Origin of the sequence: Paraburkholderia sp. (assembly GCF_049581445.1) — a bacterium.
Lineage (GTDB): Bacteria > Pseudomonadota > Gammaproteobacteria > Burkholderiales > Burkholderiaceae > Paraburkholderia.
In genome coordinates this window covers 28,188-47,915 of the sequence record NZ_JBAURZ010000027.1, presented here as the reverse complement: position 1 = coordinate 47,915, position 19,728 = coordinate 28,188, and the positions used below count along the sequence as shown (strand labels likewise).

Here is a 19,728-nt window from a genome sequence, read left to right as displayed (position 1 = left end):
ACGTGCTGCAGATCCTGCAGCAGTCGTTCAACCTGCCGATCTGGCTGACCGAGTGGGGCTTCAACATGTACGACACCTCCGCACAGCAGGGCAGCTACGTGTCGAGCGCGATGGCCGAGTACTACTCACTGCGTGAGCAGTACAACGTGCAGTCGATCATGATGTATGAACTGATCGACATGGCGACCACCGACGAGTACGGCCTGATCGAAGCCGACGGCGCGACCCACAAGGCGTGCTACGCATCGTACAAGGCCTTCACTGCGGGCAATACGCCCTGAGGTTGACAAGAGGGCATCAGAGTTCGCAGCGGCGCTTCGTGTGAAGCGCCGCTGCGCGGCTTGCATGAATTGCAACGCTCGAATACGTCAGCCCTCTGACGTTCCAGCAAATCTGTTTCGCCACCTAATGAGGCGAAGCCGCGTCACTCCCCTGCTTATGGGTTCGCCAAACGCCACGTCAGGCGGCCCATACACCCCCATACCCAGCCCACCCCATTAGCGATCCACCAGGATCCGCACAGTCGCCCTATTCCGGGCCTCAATCTCCCCCTGCCGCACCGCAGAACGGCCAGCGCGCCCAATCCGCACAAAACCCGATTGCGCCGCGCGCCAGACGCTGTGTGCGAAAACGTACCGAAGCCCGAATACAGAGGCGGCACCCTTCGTTGTCGGCGACGTAATTTGCCGGGTCGGGTGCGACATCCCGTCTTCCCCTGATGACTTGGACGGTAGCCGCTGTTGCGCGTCTTTCTAGAGGACTTCAAAAGATGAAATGTGACGTCTTGATCGTGGGAGCTGGCTTTGCGGGCGCAGTCTGCGCTGAGCGCCTTGCCGCTGCTGGCAAACGAGTGCTGGTCATCGATAAACGGAACCATATCGGTGGAAATGCGTTCGATTGCCTCGATAAGAACGGCGTGCTGATACATCCGTATGGTCCGCACATTTTTCACACTTCCAGCAAACGGATCTTCGAGTACCTGTCCAACTTCACCGACTGGCGCTTCTATGAGCATCGTGTTCTCGCTCGCGTGGAAGGAAAGTTTTATCCCATCCCGATCAACCGAACGACGATCAACGAGCTTTACGACCTCGACCTCGACGAGCAAGGCGTAACGGCATATCTTGAATCGGTGCGAGAATCCCGCGAGCGTGTTGCGACGAGCGAGGATGTCGTGCTGAGCAGCGTGGGCAACGACCTTTGCGAGAAGTTCTTCCGAGGTTATACGCGTAAGCAATGGGGCCTTGATCTCTCCGAGCTCTCAGCAGGCGTCGCTGCGCGCATTCCCACCCGCTCGAACGACGACGACCGTTACTTTACCGACGCGTACCAGTTCATGCCGGCCCAGGGTTACACAGCGATGTTCCAGAAGATGCTCGCGCATCCGAACATTGAGGTGCGCCTGTCGGAGGATTTTCAGGTCATTGGTTCCAGAATAGAGCGGGAACATACGGTCTATACCGGGCCTATCGATACCTATTTTGAGTATCGCTTCGGCAAACTCCCCTATCGCAGCCTGTCGTTTGAACATGAACACATGAGCGACACGGAACAATTCCAGGCAACCGGGACGATCAATTATCCTAACGACCATGAATACACGCGGATAACGGAATTCAAACATTTGACCGGCCAGCAGCATGACGGCACCTCGATCGTGAGGGAATATCCGCAAGCCGAAGGTGAACCGTACTACCCCATCCCTCGCCCCGAAAACGAAAGCCTGTTCAAGCGCTACAGCGAACTCGCGGACGCTACGCCCGACGTAACGTTTGTCGGCAGGCTCGCGCAGTATCGTTACTACAATATGGACCAGGTCGTGGGTGCCGCGCTGAAATCCGTCGAGGAATTGATTAGCGCACTGAAACCCGCCGAGGAACTGGTCCAATGAGCCCGCGCGTCGCAGCAATCGTTGTTTCGTACAACCGGAGAGCCTTGCTGCAAGAATGCGTCGAGGCGCTGCTCGCTCAAACGCGGCCCGTGGATACCATTTACGTAGTCGACAACGGCAGCAACGACGGCTCACGCGAGTATCTGGCCTCCGTCGCAGCGCAGCACGCCAAGGTTTCTGTCGTGCTGTCTGAGAGCAACATCGGAGGGGCTGGCGGATTCGCAAAGGGCATCACCACTGCATTCGCAAAGGGCTTCGACTGGTACTGGCTCATGGACGATGATGCAGAGCCAATGCCCGATGCGCTCGAAAAGCTGATGGTGTCCGAGGACGCCGCGCGTGCTGATGTGGTCGCGCTGTGCGGCTCGGTGTGGGGCATCGATCGGCGCGTGCAGTTCTGGCATCAAGGCGCCTTCGATGAACGGATGCGCCTGATTGCACCCACACCGGAGTACCACAAGGCGGCTTCCTTCAAGACCGACTACATGTCGTTCGTCGGCGCGTGCATCCGGCACGAGGCAATTCAACGCGTCGGTTTTCCCGCGCACGAGTATTTCGTCTGGAACGACGACGTTGAATACACAGCACGTCTGAGCCGCATTGGCGAGCTGCGTTGCGTCACCAGTTCACACATGACCCACAAGGACGGCGAGAACCGCGATGCGACGGATCGCCCTCGCTCGTTGCACGACTGGTTTGAAAGCAGGCGGATGCCGGCGGCCACGCAATGGAAGCACGCGTGCGGGCTGCGCAACTACGTTGATATGGTGTTCCGGCATCGCGGTCGCGCACCGTTGTGGGCGGCGTCGCTCTTTGCCAAGAGGCTCGCGCGTGTGCTCCTGTTTGGCGATCGTCGTTTTAGCGTCATCATGCTGTACGTTCGCTACTTTCAGCAGGCGGTTGGTCAAAGGAAGTTCGATACAGTCAGACCGACCGACTGGAAAAGGACGCTCGCGAAGTCCGATCGGACGCAGCCCGCCGCGAGCGGCGTCCCTCGCTAACAAGACGTCAACAGCTATTTCGTCTGCGCGTTTCTGATCCTGCCTTTACGACCGCGACGCTAAAGCAATTCGGCCACCGTTACTCAGACGGTGGCCGAATCGTTTTTACAACCTAGCCTGCTCAGCCATTCCGAAGAATGGCTATGCCGCCAGTTATCCCAACTTTTCGTGGCCCGGCCCGCTGCTTACGGGCCAAAGCCAGACCAGGCGCCGCCGCACAGCTCGCTTGATGCGTTTGGGCGTCATCTTCTTCAGCCACGCTTCTTGCCCAACAGCCTGGGTAGGTGCAGTCAATCGCTCTTCGAGCCAGCGCAGGCGTGCCTCATTTTCCCGCTCACGGTCTGCATAAAGCGCGAGAGGGAAAGGGTGCCCAAACCGTGGCGCGTAAACTGCGAACGCGGCATCCACGATGTCGCGGTTCTCTTCCCGCTGCGTGAAATAGGCAATATGGACGTATGGCACGCTACGCACGGAGACGATACGAAGATCGTTGCGCTCGCAGTGCATGTGCATCATATGCTCATCGTCGCGGCCGCCGTCGTCGATCTCTTTCCATAAATCCTTGCGGAACAGAATGCAGCCAATCGAGTAGCGCGACTGCGACGGCACATCGCACGACTCCAGCGCTCGCGTTGCCGCGATAAACGCGTCAGGTTGCAGCGTGGTGCGTTCGTGCAGCCAACGGGCGATGTGCGGATAGCCCCAGATAGTGCCGTTTGTACCGGTCTCGATCTGCTCCGCAGGAATGATTCGCAGCGGAAAGCGTTTGCTGGTGGCCGAGCCGACGAAATGCGGATGCGCCTGAGTGGAGAAGTATTCCTGCTCCAGGTTCATCGCCTTCAACAGTTGAGGGAAGCCCCAAGCGTTGTTATTGATGAGCGGCGTGACATACGCCAGCTTCCGGCCATTGCCTTTCTCAGCGCCGTCATAGGCTTCGATCATGTGGTCGAGCCATTGATGCGTAATTGGGAATGCGTCGTCGTCAACCTTGCAAATCAGCTCGATATCCGCGAACTCCGGCTTGGAGAGCAACTTCTTGATCGAGCTATAGGGGTCCCCAGGCACGATGTCGTCAACGACACTGACAACGCCAGGGAACAACCTTTCGTATCGCCGGGCCACACCGAGCGTCCGCTCGGCGTCGTACCCGCCACGGCAATTCTGCAGGATGAAGAACGGCACTCCCGGCGGCCGATATGCCATCTGGCTCGCAAGCGCCAATTCGAGTGCCGCATAGTCGCGACACGCAAGTATTACGACCGCCACTCGCCGGGCTCCGACGTTCGGATGCGATGTACTCATGCGTCAACTCCTTTTGGCAAATTCATGCATTCAACATTCATCAGCCGATGCCCTCGGCAAGAAAAACGGTACTTTCCTCTGCACGAGATAAAGCGCCATGGCGCTGGTGACAAGCGTCTCTGTCGCTAGCAGGGACATCGCCGCGCCCTGCGCTCCGAACCGAAGCGAAAGAGGGACCAGCAGCGCGACGTTAAAAACACCGGAACCAAGCAGAATCTCGCTGAATTTTTTCTTCATGCCGAGCGGCAGCATCATCTGGACCCCAAGAACGTTGTTCAGCGCCACCATCCATGGCACGAACGCCATCCACCGTAAAACCCCGACCACCGGCTCATATTGAGGTCCCATGCCGATGCGAACAATCCACGGCGCACACACCCAAAGCATCACTGACGCGACGAACATGACTACGCCCATCGCACATAGCGCTTTGCGCACCAGCGCGTACGCTTTCGCCGCATCCTCGGCGAATAGCGCGTTGACGCGTGGATAGATCGCGTTGCTAAGCGGCGCGATCAGCGCCTGTGTCACGTTGCGGATCTTGTCGGCCGCACCAAAGTAACCCAGCGTTACGTTCCCCGTCAGAAACCCCAGCAGCACCGTGTTCGTGGTTGTGTACAGGCTGACTGCGGCAGTTGCAATAAATACATGCCAGCCCTCCCGGAAAGCCTCGATCACGTCGCCAACGCTCGGAAACGAGCGCGAGATCATCTTTGTGCGGACGATCAATATCAGCGAGATGATCCCAGCCACGACGGTACTCATTGAAGCGATCAGCGCCGCGCGCCACGTGTCGTCTGTGGTGTGGACCAGCAGATACGTCGCGGGAATCACAAGCAAGCGTGCGCTCAACGTCGACACGGTCACAAAAACCATGCGCTCCAAACCCTGGAAGAGCCATTGTGGAAACAATACCGTGCCGACAACAAGCGGAAACGTCGCGAACAGAATGGGCCGCATTTCGATCAGTTTCGGCACCAGCAAAACGCCCAGCACCAGAAGCACCAGACCGCCACACGCAACCAGCGCCTTGGCAGCCTGGGTCTTCCAGAAAATCCTCGACACGGCGTCGCGGTCGTCCTGCACTTTTGCAATCTCGCCGGTGGCCGACCAATTGAAGCCATAGTCAGCCAGCAACACCAGATAGGCGATTGCGGCCTGAGCAAAGACATAGGCTCCGAAATGGTCGGGACCCAGCACGCGGAACAGATACGGCAGCGTCGCGAGCGGCAGCACCATATTCGCCACCTGCAGTAGCGAAAGTGCAGCCATGTTCCGCAATATACGGTGCGCCATAGTCAGTTAGTCCGTAGTTCTTACCGTTCGTTAGAGTCAGAAGTAGATGGTGTTACGCGGTACCCGAGGTAAATCGTGAAAGGGATGCGCGCCGCTGATCCCTCACAAACTAAGCATGGCGGGCGGTAAAGGCCTGGGTCTGGGTTTGTGTCGGCGTCTGCGCCCCACTCAACTGCATAATGTTTGCCAGCCGCTCTGCATAGCAATGAGGTAAAAATTCACTCACGTCGTAGTGTCTTTCCGGCCTCGCGAGGTGCGCCGCAAGGTCATCGAGCGCTGTCCGAAGGCTCTGCGGGTCGTCGCGATACATAATCTTGCTGCCGACCGTGTCGCCAAAGGCCAGCCGATGAACCCCTTCGCGCACGAGTGTTGGCAACCCCAGCATCGCGGCCTCGACGATCACCAGGGGCGCGATTTCGATTCCCACTGAAGGCAATACCGTTGCATCAGCAAAACGTCGCAGTTCGGAGAAAAGCCGGTCCTGCGGCAGCCTGCCAAAGAAAATGAGCTTCCCCGACTCGACGAGCGACGCATAGCGTTGCTCGATCGCCGCGCGGTCCGGACCGTCGCCGAAAACACCCAGGCACTTGATTCGCCCGAAATCGATCGAACGTGCGAGTTCGATAAACTCTCCCAAGCCTTTATCGTGGGCAACGCGTCCGACAAACGCCAGATTGAAGCGATCCCGATCACGAACGTTCACCGGCTTGTTCGCTACTGCAAGCGCGGAGGGGTTGTAGAGAACCACCGTGTTATTGATCCCACCCCGATGCAAAGCCTCTTGCATGAAATCACTTGGACAAAGGATCTGATCGAAAATCCGCTCCGGCTTGCACACAGCCCGCACCGCATGCCAGTACGCCTTCGAAAGGATGTCATGGACCGGACCTTTTGCGCTGGCGCGCAACTTCAGGACCTGCCAGGTCCCCAACGCATCGAGTGACAAATGTTCGATATGGCCGTTGACGTGGTAATGCAGCGTCGTGTTGTAGTAGATCAAATGATAGTCATGACAGGTCAGATACGCGCGATAGCCCAGCTCACGCTTGTATCGGGCGATCACATTCAGGACTGATGCTGATAATGCGTTGTGGTAGTTGTGGACAAGGATCCGATTCGGGCGATAGGTGATAAGGGTCTGCTTGAGCGCGCGTGCTGCCGCCAGGTTCCACGATTTCGACAGCAACGACGAACTCCCGTCGAACCGGCTGGTGTCGAAGCATTCCACTTCGACGCCGGACATCGCGCGCAGAAGTTCGGCGGACTGTCGATAGACAACCTCCGCACCACCTTGTTGCACAAAATCGTTGATAACCAAGACCCTGTATCTCTGCATGCCTGTCCCTTGTCCAGCAAGTACCATCGGCTCAGGCAACAAGAATACGTGGTGCAGTGCGGGACGCTATGTTCGGAATCACACAGAGGCCAAAGCAGGCGGGGCGGGAGAAGGGAGGCGTCGCCCTTACCCCGGCGGGCTCCGGCCGGGGCATGTGGGCAACCGCGTCACAGCAGCGTGTGACGACAAATCTATCGGCAACTTACACGCAGCAATGAAGACTCATCTTAAAGTGCGGGTAGTTCGGGCGGATTCGAGAGCACGCTTAATGCCACCGGCCTGAACGGATTGCATTCAGGCCAGGTGGGTGGAGCGCTCCTCCTCACTCGTTGGAGCCAAGTGGCGCCGGTTGAAAGTGGCTTTCGTGCAGCATGCTGGGCGGCGCGGAGTTAAGGATCCAGCGGCGCCGCATCGGATAAAGAATGACTTTTGCCGAGACTCCCGCAAGCATCGAGATGCACGCGACGAACACGAACACGCTGCTCCATCCACTGTGGGCCGCCAGCAGCGAGGCGACTGGAACCATCATCGCGGCAGTGCCCTTCGCCGTATAAAGCGTGCCGGCGTTACCGGCGGCATACTTGCCGCCGAACGTATCAGCACAAGTCGCGGGAAAGTTGGAGAACACATCACCGTAGCACAGGAAAATGAGCCCGGAAAACGTGATGAACAGATACGGGTCATGGCCGAAGTGCATCAAGCCGAGTAACGCGAGGCCCTGTCCGAGAAACGTCATGAACATGGTGTTCTCGCGGCCAATCCGGTCGGAGATGAAACCGCATAGTGGGCGCGTGAAGCCGTTGCACAGATTGTTGATGGACAGCGTCATCGTCAGGAGCGGCAACGTCACGCTTAAGACGCTTACCGGCATCGCCGCGAAACCGTATGACTTGGCGATCGGGCCGATCTGCGCGGTGGCAATAATGCCGCCCGAGGCCACACAAACGAACATCGCATACATCACCCAGAAGAGCGGCGCGCGAATCATCTGCTTGGTCGTGTAGTCCGTCTTCGTGGCCACGATGCGCTTGAATCCTGCCGCGTGGGCCGGCGGCTTCGGACGCACCAGCAGCGTGGCGAGCATCAGAATGCACACGCCCTGCAGGACACCGAAGAAGACGAACGCGTGCTCGTAGCCGGCGTGCTGGATCATGTTCGAGATCGGGATCACCGTCAGCGCCGCCCCGGCGCCGAAGCCCGCTGCCGTCAAACCCGCGGCAAGGCCACGTTTGTCCGGGAACCACTTGAGCGCCGTGCCCACACAAGTGCCGTACACGCAACCGGCGCCCACACCGGCGATCACAGCAGCCGCATACAGCACCGGCAGACTCGGCGCATACGCATCGAGCACCCAGCCGAGCGCCGCGCAGATCGATCCACCAATCACCACCGGACGCGGGCCCAACTTGTCGACCAGCCAGCCCTCCACCGGCACCAGCCAGGTTTCGGTCACGATGAAAATCGAAAACGCCAACTGGATTGCCGCTTGTCCCCAGTGATGTTTGGCATCCATCGGGACCACAAAGAGCGTCCATGCATATTGAAGGTTGGCGATGAGACCCATGCAGGCGACGCCGGCCACCAGTTGAACCCAACGGTTATGACGGCGCGCCGTATAACCGCTCGAGGCTGTGTCAGTATGTGCCACGTTGTTTGTCTCCATCAATTGACTTGTTAGCTTGCCTGATAAAAACACCAACCCGTCTACGCTGGACAGCCATGGCGCTTTAGACATCTTTGGTTCGACTCTGCCGCTCTGTTGAGAACCTGAGCCATGATGGACGGCCCAAATGATTAGCAAAATTTAAAGTTTTTTATGCTTTGGATTACGTATCGGTTATGCGTTCTGCAACGTGTTAGAGAGCACACCGATCCCTTCGATCATCACCTCGACTGTCGAGCCGTCCTTGATCGAACCTACGCCAATCGACGTGCCGCAGGCGATCACGTCGCCGGGCATCAGCGTCATGTCATGCGAGATCAGGCTCACCTGTTCGGCGGGCGAGAAGATCATGTCCGAGAGCGGATAGTTCTGCCGCTCCACGCCGTCGAGCCGCGTCACGACCCGGGCATTACGCCAATCGAATTCACGCTGCACCACAGGGCCAATGCAACTGAACGTATCGAAGCCCTTCGCGCGACACCATTGGGCGAAATTCGGATCCTCATTGAGCAACTCAACCGCCGTGACGTCGTTGATACAGCTAAAGCCAAAGATATAGTCGTCAGCCTGATCAACGGACACGTTGCTGCAACGCTTGCCGATCACGATGGCCAGTTCGCCTTCGTAGGCGATCTTGCCGCCATACTCTTTAGGACGACGGATCGGTTCGCTGGGTCCGATTACCGACATGGGCGGCTTGATCAGAAAGAGCGGATGTGAAGGCGCTGCCTTGCCGAGCTTCTCTGAAAGCGCATAGAAATTGTTCCATAGAGCGACCACCTTGGTCGGCATGCACGGGCTGAGCAGGCTGATCTCGTCCAGATTCAGGCTCGGTTCTACCGCGCCTGGGACGGCGTCACCAAACATGTCTCCTTGGTACTCCGTAATCCGATGGTTCTCCAGCACGCCAAATCCGATGTGGCCATCGACGTGCCGAAAACGTATCCACGATTTCATCTGACTCTCTCCTCCAATCTTTTATCTGTGCGCCGGTGCGCTTCAGGCCTGGCGTGTCTTTTTTCGCGGCAAGCGCTTTGGGCAAGTTGCGCGTGCGAAACCTGCTTCCCTAGATGGCGCCGACCGCGCGTAAGTGGGCAATTTGTTGCGCGTCGTAGCCCAGTTCGGCCATGACCTCGTTGGTGTGCTCACCCAGCAATGGCGAACGCTTGACCTCGGTCTCACTGTCCGACAACTTGATAGGATTGCCAACCGTAAGATATTTTCCGCGAACTGGATGATCCACTTCGACAATCGTGCCGGTCTTGCGCAGTGACGGCTCCTCGGCGATCTCCTTCATCGAGAGAATTGGCCCGCACGGAATGTCATATCGGTTAAGCGTTTCCATTGCCTCGAACTTGGTACGCGTCATCGTCCAGCGTTCGATTTCGGCAAATATCTCCTTCAGATTCGGCAGTCGCGCAGCGGGTGTCGCGTAGTCCGGATGCGTGGCCCATTCTTCCTTGCCGATCACATTGCAAATCTTCGTCCACACGGGCGCCTGGGCAATGAAGTAGATGTATGCGTTTGGGTCCGCCTCCCAGCCCTTGCACTTCAGGATCCAGCCAGGCTGGCCGCCGCCAGATGCATTGCCGGCTCGCGGCACCGCTTCGCCAAAAGTGCCGTTGGGATGTTGCGGATACTCGCGCATTACGCCGGTACGCTCAAGGCGCTGCTGATCGCGCAGCTTGACGCGGCACAGGTTGAGTACGGCGTCCTGCATCGCCGCGAGCACGTATTGACCACGCCCGGTTGTCTTGCGCTGATAGAGCGCCGTGACGATACCCAACGCGAGATGCAGGCCCGTGCCGCTGTCGCCGATCTGTGCGCCGGTGACGACCGGCGGACCGTCGTCGAAGCCCGTGGTCGAGGCCGCGCCGCCCACGCATTGCGCGACGTTCTCGTAGACTTTGCAGTCTTCATACGGGCCGGAGCCGAAGCCCTTGACCGAAGCCACGATCATGCGTGGATTGAGTTCCTGGATACGCTCCCACGTGAAGCCCATCCGGTCGAGTGCCCCCGGTGCGAAGTTTTCCACCAGCACATCGCAGGTCTGAATCAATGCTTCAAGGACCAGTTTGCCCTCGGCGTGCTTCGTGTCGATCGTCACCGAGCGTTTGTTGTGGTTGAGCATCGTGAAGTAGAGGCTGTCCGCCTCGGGAATGTCGCGCAACTGTTCACGCGTCACGTCACCGGCGCCCGCCCGCTCCACCTTGATCACGTCCGCGCCAAACCACGCCAGCAATTGCGTGCACGTCGGACCCGATTGCACGTGCGTGAAATCGAGGACCCGCACATCCTCCAATGCTTTGCCCATCTCGCCTCTCCTCGCTCACCACATCAAGTCCGCCGTCACGCGCCAACGCGCGCTTCAAGTTCGGCGATGCGCTTGCGCAAATTGCGCTCTTCCTGGAAACGGCTGGTTTCGTCGCGGATTACGGCAACGATTCCGGTCAACTCGTTTTCCGGCGAATGCAGTAATGCAACCGTGAAGGCAATCGACAGCGCGCGCCCCGCCTTATCCACGGCGGGTACGCGCAACACGTCGTTGCCATAGCGGGTCTGCCCGCTCGCCATGGTCTTGTGATATCCATCCCAATGCCTCCCACGCAGACGCTCCGGGATAATCAGGTCCAGCGACTTCCCAAGCGCCTCGCTTTGTGTGAAGCCGAACATGCGCGTGGCAGCGGGATTCCACAGTGTGATTTTTCCTTCGGCATCCGAAATGACGATGGCGTCACCTATCGCGTTGACGAGTTGCGCGAAGTCGATGGTGATTTGCATGAGGCTCCCCGAAGGCGAAGAAAGAGGGTGCGGCATGGATACGGCGTCGTGCAGCACGCAGTACCCATGTCAGTCGACTACGCGAATGCACATGCGAAGCCCAGTTGAACCGGACTTCGTGGCGCGACCGTCAAACCGCCTTTACCTCGCGCAGATTGAAGATTTCCTGCTTGCTATAGCCAAGGCTCGCCAACACTTCTTCCGTATGCTCGCCCAGCAGCGGCGACGCTGTAATCTCAGGCTTCAGATCGGAGAACTTGATCGGGCTGCCGACCGTCAGATACGTGCCGCGCTTCTTGTGCGGCACTTCGACGATGGTGCCGCTCTCGCGCAACGAGGGGTCGTTGGCGAGTTCCTTCATGGTCAGCACGGGTGCGCAAGGAATATCGAATTTGCGCAGAATATCGACCGCTTCAAACTTGGTCTTGTCGGCTAGCCATGCCTCGATCGTCGCGAAGATATCGAAGATGTGCGGCTGACGCGCCTCGGGCGTCTTGTAGGCCGGATCGTCGATCCACTCCGGCTTGCCCAGTGCGCGGCAGATCGGCTCCCATGCGTGGCCCTGAATGGTGAAATAGATGTAGGCGTTCGGATCCGTTTCCCAGCCCTTGCACTTCAGGATCCAGCCCGGCTGACCGCCACCACCTGCATTGCCGCCGCGCGGCACTACGTCGCTGAATTCGCCGTGCGGGTACTGCGGATATTCCTCGAGGTAGCCAACCCGCTCCAACCGTTGCTGATCGCGCAGCTTGACACGGCACAGGTTGAGCACGCTGTCCTGCATCGATACGGCCACTTTCTGGCCCTTGCCGGTCTTGTCACGGCCAATCAGCGCAGTCAGGATGCCGATGGCCAGATGCATGCCCGTGTTGCTGTCGCCCAGCGCCGCCGCGCTGATGGTGGGCGGGCCGTCCCAGAAGCCAGTGGTGGAGGCCGCGCCTCCCGCGCATTGGGCGACGTTCTCGTAGACTTTCAGGTCGTCATAGTGATGGCCGTCGCTAAAGCCCTTCACGGAGGCGACAATCATCTTCGGGTTGAGTTCGTTCAGGCGTTCCCACGAGAACCCCATGCGGTCGAGCGCACCCGGACCGAAATTCTCCACCAGCACGTCGGACTCGCGGATCAGCTTTTCGAGCACCTCTTTGCCTTCCGGCTTCTTGGTGTCGAGTGTCAGCGATTTCTTGTTGCTGTTCAACATCGTGAAGTAAAGCGCGTCCGCATCGGGAATGTCGCGCAACTGGTTACGTGTGACGTCCCCTGAGCCGGGACGCTCTACCTTGATCACGTCGGCGCCGAACCATGCCAGCAACTGGGTACACGCTGGGCCGGCCTGTACGTGCGTGAAGTCGATAATCTTGATGCCGTCGAGGGGTTTGCTCACTTGATCTCTCCTTGGTTGGCTCACGTTACTTTTTCATCGCCGCGCTTTGCGGATTCAGGTTTGTCAGACGGCCACTCTCCGTGCCGGCTGCTTCGTCGATCACGGCGTTGATGAGAGCGGGTTTGCCTGACGCAATGGCTTCGAGCAGTGCGTTGGTTAGTTCCTCCGGCGTGGTGGCGTGGTAACCGACGCCGCCAAATGCCTCGATCATCTTGTCGTAGCGTGCGCCCTTGACGAAGACGGTCGGCGCGACGTCCTTGCCGCCGGTCGGATTGACGTCAGTGCCGCGATAGACGCCGTTGTTGTTGAACACCACAGTGCAGACCGGCAACTCGTACCGGCAAATGGTTTCTAGTTCCATGCCGCTAAAGCCGAAAGCGCTGTCGCCTTCGATGGCAACGACCGGCTTGCCGCTTGTCACGGCCGCGCCGATTGCGAAGCCCATGCCAATCCCCATGATTCCCCACGTGCCAGAGTCGAAGCGCTTGCGCGGCTCATACATGTCGATGATGCTGCGCGCGTAGTCGAGGGTATTGGCGCCTTCATTGACGACGTTGATGTCCGGCCGCGTCTTCAGCACATCGCGTATCGCGCGCAACGCGCTGTGGAAATTCATCGGCGACGGATTCTTGTCGAGAGTCGCGGCCATCTTGGCGAGGTTCTTGTCCTTGCGCTCGGCGATCGCACCGGTCCACTCCGCACTGGGCTTCGCGAAGCTCGTGCCCATACTGGCAACGAGCGCTGCCACGCACGAGCCAATATCGCCAATTACCGGCGCGGCGATGGCCACATTGCTGTCGATTTCAGTGGGCGAGATATCGACCTGAATGAACTGTTTCGGCGAGCCCCATGTCTTGCCCTTGCCGTGCGCGAGCAGCCAGTTCAGACGCGCGCCGATCAGCACGACGACGTCCGCTTCCTGCAGCACGAACGAACGCGCGGCCGATGCGGATTGCGCATGTGTGTCAGGCAGCAAACCCTTAGCCATGGACATCGGCAAGTACGGAATACCGCTTTGCTCGACGAACGCGCGAATCTGCGCGTCAGCCTGCGCATACGCGGCACCTTTGCCCAACAGGATCAGCGGACGTTTAGCACCCTTGAGCAAATCGAGCGCACGGTTGACCGATTCCGGCGACGGGGTCTGACTGGGGGCGGGGTCGACCACCTTCACCAGCGATTGCCGGCCTTTCGCCGCGTCAATCGTCTGCGCCAGCAGCTTGGCCGGCAGATCCAGATACACGCCGCCTGGACGACCGGAGACGGCCGCGCGAATCGCACGCGCCACGCCAATGCCGATATCTTCGGCGTGCAGGACGCGATACGCCGCTTTGGCGTACGGCCTCGCGGCGTTCAGCTGATCCATTTCCTCGTAATCGCCCTGCTGCAGATCGACAATCTCCCGCTCGCTGGATCCACTGATCAGGATCATCGGGAAGCAGTTGGTAGTGGCATTGGCGAGTGCCGTCAGACCGTTCAGGAAGCCAGGCGCCGAAACCGTCAGGCAAATGCCCGGCTGTTTCGTCATGTAGCCGGTAATGGCGGCGGCGTTGCCCGCGTGCTGTTCATGACGAAAGCCAATGAAACGCATGCCCTCGGCTTGCGCGAGGCGTGCGAGATCGGTGATGGGGATGCCCACCAGGCCGAAGATCGTATTGAGGTTGTTCAGTTTCAGCGCATCGATGACCAGATGAAATCCATCGGTCATTGCTGTGGTTGTGCCTTGCTCTTGCGTCTCTCCTGCAGCTGTCTGCAGGTCGGTCCCAGCTTCTGCCATGACGTCTCTCCTCCGTGGCGGGGCGTTTGTGTGATTCGTGATATACAATATTCCACACACAATATTAGTCAAGTGTATTTTTTGAGGCTTACTGGATTGCTGCGGTGCGATTGCTCGGACGGGCGTGGTGGGAGCGAGGGAAGTGGTTGTGGAGTTTGCACTGCACCACTGCGAAACCGGCGATGTCTGCCGTGAGGGTGCTGAATTTTGGCGAGCCGCCAAAGCGTGAATCAGGCGTGCAGGCGGCGGCGATTTACGTGTGAAGGGTCTCGCGCACCCGGCGTTGGATGCAAAGACCGCACAAGCGATCGCGCGCTATGCACGTGCTAAGGGAGGTCGGGAAGCTGGAGGAAAGGTAGCGACGGCAAGCCCAACGGGCCGCTGCGCTCAATGCGGAATTGAGCCCCAGTCAAACGGGAATCAAGCAGCGATCTAACAGCAATCAATCAGCAATCAATCGAGAAAATCGCAATTCGCCTCGACAAAGGCGGCCAGTTCAAGCGAGTGCTGGCGCACCAGGCTCTCCACGCGTTCGGTGTCGCGCTGCTCGAGTGCTTCAATGATGCGCATGTGATCGACGATCGAGCGTGAGGCACGATCGCTCTTTGAAATGGTCACCTTGCGGATGGCCCGGACGTGCACGAAGAGGTTTTTCATCGCGTCCATCAGGATCTGCGATTGCGAGAGCTCGACGATCGACTGATGAAACGCAATGTTGGCCTCCGAATACTCATCGATATGCTCGGCGGGCGTAGCGTCGTGGAAGTCGTCGAACATCCGTCTGAGGTTGGCGATGTCCTGATCCGACGCGCGCTGCGTCGCAAGCCTCGCCGCCATGCTCTCCAACGCCGCCCACATATGAATCATGTCGACGATTTCTTTCTTGGTCTTGCGCTGGATATAGATGCCACGTCGCGGCACGGTGCGCAGGAAACCTTCCTGTTCAAGCAGCGTCATGGCCTCACGAACGGGAGTGCGGCTGACCCCAAGCGCCTCTGTCAATTCCTTTTCGTCGAGACGAATCTCTTCACGCGAGTGGTAGATGTCGGCGTCCGCAATGGCCTGCCGTAATCGTGCGTAGGCCTGATCGCGCAACGAGGCTGAAGCGTTGATCGGCACCAGCGTGAGTGCAAGCGGCGTGGCACGGACTTCATTGGTTTGCGTATCAGAGGCCATTGAGACGTTGCTTCCCCAGGTTGGAATCGTCCGCACGATGGTCTTCCCTGCCCCACCGCATGAAATCTTGCCCCGACGAGCCAGCGTGCAGTTCGGATTGTTGATCGCACCGCTGTTCGCACGTTAACCATACGTTGCAAACCGATGCAGCGCGGGTATATTTAATACCGTATATCAAAAACAACGCGGCGTCTACCCGCACAATCCGGTACCGGTACCTGCCGGTCAACGCAATGCAAACTCGATCTATAGACCGCCCCTTCAAGGGCTGATCCATGAACAATGCGACCTTGCGACAACTCAAGATCTTCGAAACGGTAGCCCGGCACCTGAGTTTTTCGCGGGCGGCCGGCGAGTTGTATCTGACGCAACCCGCTGTCTCGACCCAGGTGAAACAGCTTGAGGAGCACACCGGCCTCGCGCTGTTCGAACAGCTAGGCAAGCGGATCTACCTGACTCCCGCGGGCACCGAGATGCTTCACTACGCGCGCTCGATCATGGCCCAGTTCCGCGAGATGAACGAAGCCATGGCGGGACTCAAAGGCATTGCGGGCGGCCAGCTCAATGTTTCCGTAATCAGCGCCGGTGATTATTTTTTCCCGCGCCTGCTGGCTGAATTCATGCAGCGCAACACTGACATCAAGCTCAACCTGGCGGTGCACAACCGGGAGGAGTTGCTTCACCAACTGGCCAACAACCTCACCGATCTGGCCATCATGGTGAGGCCGCCGCAAGACTGCGACACGCTCAATGAATCGTTCGCGCCGCACCCTTACGTGATTGTCGCGCCGCCTGATCATCCACTTGTCGGCAAGCGGCGCATCCCTCTTTCAGCAATCGCACAAGAGCCGTTCATCGTCCGGGAGAGGGGTTCGGACACTTGGCATTCCATGGAAGAAGGCTTCGCCGGACAAGTCTCCAACCTGAATATCGCCATGGAGATCAGCAGCACGGAAACCATCAAACAGGCCGTGATTGCGGGCATGGGCATCAGCTTTCTGTCCGCCCATACCATCAGTCTGGAACTGCAGGTGGGCAATCTCGCCATCCTCGACGTCCAGGAGTTTCCATTGATGCTTCACTGGTATGTCGTGCATCGCAAGAACAAGCGCTTGCCGCCCGTTGCACAGGGATTCAAGGAATTCCTCGTCGACGAAGGCGCGGCGCAAATTGCCCAGATCACTCAGGTTGATGCGTATCTGCTACGCAGTCGTCCTAAGGAATGAGCGCGCGGAAATCGCCTTTGATCAGCACGAAGGCCGACGCCCTCAGCCGTGCGGCTGATCAATGCCGATGCTTGCCCGATAGTGTGCCAGCGCTACTTGCCGCGCTTCGGAACGCTCCGCCCGATCGACCAGATCGAAACCCGCCAGCCCCGCTATCCGCAGGCGCCTCGTCAAGCGATAGACGGCGAGCGGCACGACGATCCCAGCAGCCACGCCAGCTACAACATGGGCCACCGGCGAGGTAATGTAAGCCGCCAGCAGTCCGTTCCACACAAGTTCGGTCGCCAGAACGTGCAACAGGTAGATCGGAATCCACGCCGCGCCCAGCGTGATCAACCAGCGCACACGCGAGCGGTCGGTCAACAGTTTTACGGCCAGCAGAATCACCACGATGCCAGTGAAACTGGCCGGTAGTGACGACGCGTTCAAATACCCGCCGAATGACTGCGCAAGTCTGATCGTACCGGCGAAGACCACCACCGCCACAACTAACGCGGGAACACGTGAGGTACGTGCCATCCAAACGTTGCATCGCCGACCCAGCAGCATGCCGGAGAGGAAAAACGTCATACCCCATAGCGTCATGGTGACGATACCCCACGCTGTCCTCGCCGCAAGCGTGGCGCACACCACCGCTAACACGGCAAGCAACACACTGCTAGCAATGGAGAGCATGCCTCGCTGGTTGCCCAGCCCCTTCCGGACCGTCACAAGAGCGACCAGTTGGCAAATGCATAGCGCGTACAGAAACCAGAACTGGTCGGTGGGCGCCCACACTACACGAGCGAACTCGGTGGGCGGAAACGGATGATTGGCGTGTTGGGCAACAAACCATCGCACACCCATTTGCACCAGTGACCAAAGCAGGTACGGATACGCGAGCGCGCAGAGCGTCATTTTCACAAAGCTCCAACGGGATTGCGCGTCCTTGAGCGAGTCGACCGCTTTGACACCGAACAGAAAAAGCAAACAGGGATATCCAACGGTACATACCGCGTATTGAATCAGCACGAGCAGATGCGCAACGCGATCGTCCTGAAGAAAACCTGCGTCATCGATACGGTCGAGCACCGTACCGCAGACTATCGAAACGATGGCGAACCCTTGCGCGCCATCCATGTATCGCTCTTTCATGGTCACTTCATCCCGCGATTGGCATGCGCACCGATTTTCAGCGTCAGGTGCATAGCGTTACAGTTGCTCATGGAAGATGACGCACCAATTGTCCATCCGCTTCAATTCCCGGCCGTTGTCGAACTGGATTGCATCGCCTTGCGAATCGCGCAGGTTGCCGCGTGGACCGAAGCGGTTGCCGGCGAAGCCGTCGCCTTCAAACGCATATTCGACTTCGGTGCCTGCCGGAATGGCACTCTCGGCGGTGATCTGGACCTGGTCAGGCCCAACGATCGACACGGACCGGATAGGCAGTGGCTGACCCGACGGCAGACGCAACATGAAACCATAATTCGTATTGCCTGCAACCTGCGTGGTGTCCCACTGCAACGGCGGCACAGGTACCTTGAAACGCAACGTCGCTGTGTCGCCGTCGCGCCGCCAGGTTAGAGGTTCGAGTGGCGTCCAGGCTTGGTGGTCGATCAGAATGCGCTTGAGCACCAGACCATAGTAAGCACCCAGCCATTGACTGCTCCGATTGTCCGTGTGCCGGCCGTCGACATAGCGGAACAGGTACATCGGAACCGCGATATGGATATGCGGATCTTCGTGGCTCGCCTCCAGTAGCGCCAATGCGATGTGCGGAAACGGTTGCCCGAAGCTTCGATGTGTCGCGACCTGATACGAGATCAGTTCCACGTCGGCGCTCTGCCCGGTGATGGCCTTCGCATCGTGGTCAATCTCCTCCCGCAAGCGGCGCAGTTTCGTCACATAGTCGGGGATTGGCGTATCCTCCGAGTCGTTTGATTCTGCCTGAGTCCAAGTAACCGCGCCGACGCCATAGGTCTTGCCCTCTGCCGTAGCGAGCCGCTTTGCCTCGACAACATCGCGCATCATTCCGCTGTAGAACGTTCCCGACCTTGATAACTCGTCGACATCTCTCGCCCCCTCGCCTGGTGCGGTGCCGAGAAAGCGATATGGAAGGCTGGTGTGGTCCTGCAAGTTCTCCTGCTCGATTAGCTGCATCGCCATATCGAGCGTTCCGCTAGTCGGCGTTTCGGCTTCATATTCGAAGCGTGTTTCTGTCAACGGGACAAAATCCCGGTATGCAAGTGCCGCACCCTCAGTCTGCACCGCATCCTGAACGCGTACACCCCCAGCGAACCGGAGCGACGAATAGCGCTGATGGTCGGACAAGACGGGCTTGTTAAAATAACCCAGACTGAGCGACTGCCCATAGGTGATGATGTGCGTGATTGCCCACGGCGCTGCGCCATGCGGTGTCCAGTGTGAGTAGGCCGGCTCGATGCGGCCATCGCCACCAGCGGCTTGCGACGCATCGTAAATCGCCGAGAAGCTCCCCGCCTCCGATGCCGCCACCTTTTGCACAGTCCAGTTACCGCCCTCATGCGCAAGCGAAAACTGCAACGCGCTGGCTGGACGAGCGTCGGACCTACGGACGATGACCGTCGCGGAATCCCCATCGATCGCAACGTTGCTTGATTCCGGTGCATCGCGCAACCGGTCGCAAGCGCTCGCGGTCGAAGTATGGAGCACTTGCCGGACGCGTCGCTCGAGATTGGTGCTTACCTCTGCACTCAGAGACCCGCCATCGGCGCAGCGAGCGTGCGCGTATTGCCACACAGGATCGAACCTGTCGCGCCAGAGGCTCACCGCATGCTCCACAGCGGTGCGCTCCGAATGGAACGAACCCGGATCGGTTTGCCGGGAACATGCGCAACATGCCATCACGAGCAGCAGAACGGAATATTCAAGTCGCATGCA

Annotated in this window: 15 protein-coding genes and 1 pseudogene; 4 read left to right on the top strand and 12 right to left on the bottom strand. The window is 58.8% G+C overall.

Features of this window, described 5'->3' with window-relative positions:
- From WCA85_RS01610 to WCA85_RS01600, 3 genes and pseudogenes are all read left to right on the top strand, one after another.
- A pseudogene (locus tag WCA85_RS01610) lies at positions 1 to 281 on the top strand (glycosyl hydrolase); the annotation flags it as partial.
- A 488-nt stretch (positions 282 to 769) separates the two neighbouring features.
- Positions 770 to 1,891 carry a UDP-galactopyranose mutase gene (gene glf, locus WCA85_RS01605; RefSeq protein ID WP_424061311.1) on the top strand — a complete coding sequence of 374 codons (1,122 nt, stop codon included), beginning with the start codon at positions 770 to 772 and terminating at the stop codon, positions 1,889 to 1,891.
- Positions 1,888 to 2,892 (top strand): glycosyltransferase family 2 protein, encoded by a 1,005-nt coding sequence (locus WCA85_RS01600; protein ID WP_424061309.1) that lies wholly within the window; start codon positions 1,888 to 1,890, stop codon positions 2,890 to 2,892. The genes glf and WCA85_RS01600 overlap by 4 nt, the downstream gene beginning before the upstream one ends.
- A 153-nt stretch (positions 2,893 to 3,045) precedes the next feature.
- On the opposite strand, the gene WCA85_RS01595 is transcribed toward WCA85_RS01600, so the two are convergent.
- The 10 genes from WCA85_RS01595 to WCA85_RS01550 all read right to left on the bottom strand — a co-directional run bounded on the left by WCA85_RS01595 (position 3,046) and on the right by WCA85_RS01550 (position 15,604).
- Positions 3,046 to 4,194, bottom strand: coding sequence for a hypothetical protein (locus WCA85_RS01595; RefSeq protein WP_424061308.1), 1,149 nt, complete (start codon positions 4,192 to 4,194; stop codon positions 3,046 to 3,048).
- A 30-nt stretch (positions 4,195 to 4,224) separates the two neighbouring features.
- Entirely contained in the window at positions 4,225 to 5,466 is a 1,242-nt protein-coding gene (locus tag WCA85_RS01590) for a flippase (protein ID WP_424061307.1), read from the bottom strand.
- A gap of 133 nt (positions 5,467 to 5,599) precedes the next feature.
- On the bottom strand, positions 5,600 to 6,808 hold the full coding sequence (locus WCA85_RS01585; RefSeq protein ID WP_424061306.1) for a glycosyltransferase family 4 protein: 1,209 nt from the start codon (positions 6,806 to 6,808) through the stop codon (positions 5,600 to 5,602).
- Positions 6,809 to 7,148: 340 nt separating this feature from the next.
- A complete protein-coding gene (gene oxlT / locus WCA85_RS01580; protein WP_424061305.1) occupies positions 7,149 to 8,474 on the bottom strand; it encodes an oxalate/formate MFS antiporter in 1,326 nt (441 codons plus the stop codon).
- A gap of 189 nt (positions 8,475 to 8,663) precedes the next feature.
- Positions 8,664 to 9,446, bottom strand: coding sequence for a fumarylacetoacetate hydrolase family protein (locus tag WCA85_RS01575; RefSeq protein WP_424061304.1), 783 nt, complete (start codon positions 9,444 to 9,446; stop codon positions 8,664 to 8,666).
- 109 nt (positions 9,447 to 9,555) lie between these two features.
- Positions 9,556 to 10,803, bottom strand: coding sequence for a formyl-CoA transferase (gene frc / locus WCA85_RS01570; RefSeq protein WP_424061303.1), 1,248 nt, complete (start codon positions 10,801 to 10,803; stop codon positions 9,556 to 9,558).
- Between the two features lie 35 nt (positions 10,804 to 10,838).
- The gene (locus WCA85_RS01565) at positions 10,839 to 11,270 is read right to left on the bottom strand and encodes a PAS domain-containing protein (protein ID WP_424061301.1); all 432 of its coding nucleotides are present in this window, start codon (positions 11,268 to 11,270) and stop codon (positions 10,839 to 10,841) included.
- Between the two features lie 130 nt (positions 11,271 to 11,400).
- Positions 11,401 to 12,651: a formyl-CoA transferase gene (gene frc, locus WCA85_RS01560; protein ID WP_424061299.1), complete on the bottom strand. Its 1,251-nt coding sequence runs from the start codon at positions 12,649 to 12,651 to the stop codon at positions 11,401 to 11,403.
- A 25-nt stretch (positions 12,652 to 12,676) separates the two neighbouring features.
- Positions 12,677 to 14,428: an oxalyl-CoA decarboxylase gene (gene oxc, locus WCA85_RS01555; protein WP_424061297.1), complete on the bottom strand. Its 1,752-nt coding sequence runs from the start codon at positions 14,426 to 14,428 to the stop codon at positions 12,677 to 12,679.
- Between the two features lie 453 nt (positions 14,429 to 14,881).
- The gene (locus WCA85_RS01550; RefSeq protein WP_424061296.1) at positions 14,882 to 15,604 is read right to left on the bottom strand and encodes a GntR family transcriptional regulator; all 723 of its coding nucleotides are present in this window, start codon (positions 15,602 to 15,604) and stop codon (positions 14,882 to 14,884) included.
- Positions 15,605 to 15,879: 275 nt separating this feature from the next.
- Here WCA85_RS01550 and WCA85_RS01545 point away from each other — a divergent pair, with 275 nt between their 5' ends.
- Positions 15,880 to 16,830 (top strand): LysR family transcriptional regulator, encoded by a 951-nt coding sequence (locus WCA85_RS01545; protein WP_424061295.1) that lies wholly within the window; start codon positions 15,880 to 15,882, stop codon positions 16,828 to 16,830.
- A 42-nt stretch (positions 16,831 to 16,872) separates the two neighbouring features.
- Here WCA85_RS01545 and WCA85_RS01540 read toward each other — a convergent pair whose 3' ends face one another.
- Positions 16,873 to 17,964, bottom strand: coding sequence for an acyltransferase family protein (locus WCA85_RS01540; protein WP_424061294.1), 1,092 nt, complete (start codon positions 17,962 to 17,964; stop codon positions 16,873 to 16,875).
- Positions 17,965 to 18,021: 57 nt separating this feature from the next.
- Complete coding sequence (locus WCA85_RS01535) at positions 18,022 to 19,725, bottom strand: hypothetical protein (RefSeq protein ID WP_424061292.1); 1,704 nt, start codon at positions 19,723 to 19,725, stop codon at positions 18,022 to 18,024.
- Positions 19,726 to 19,728 lie beyond the last annotated feature (3 nt).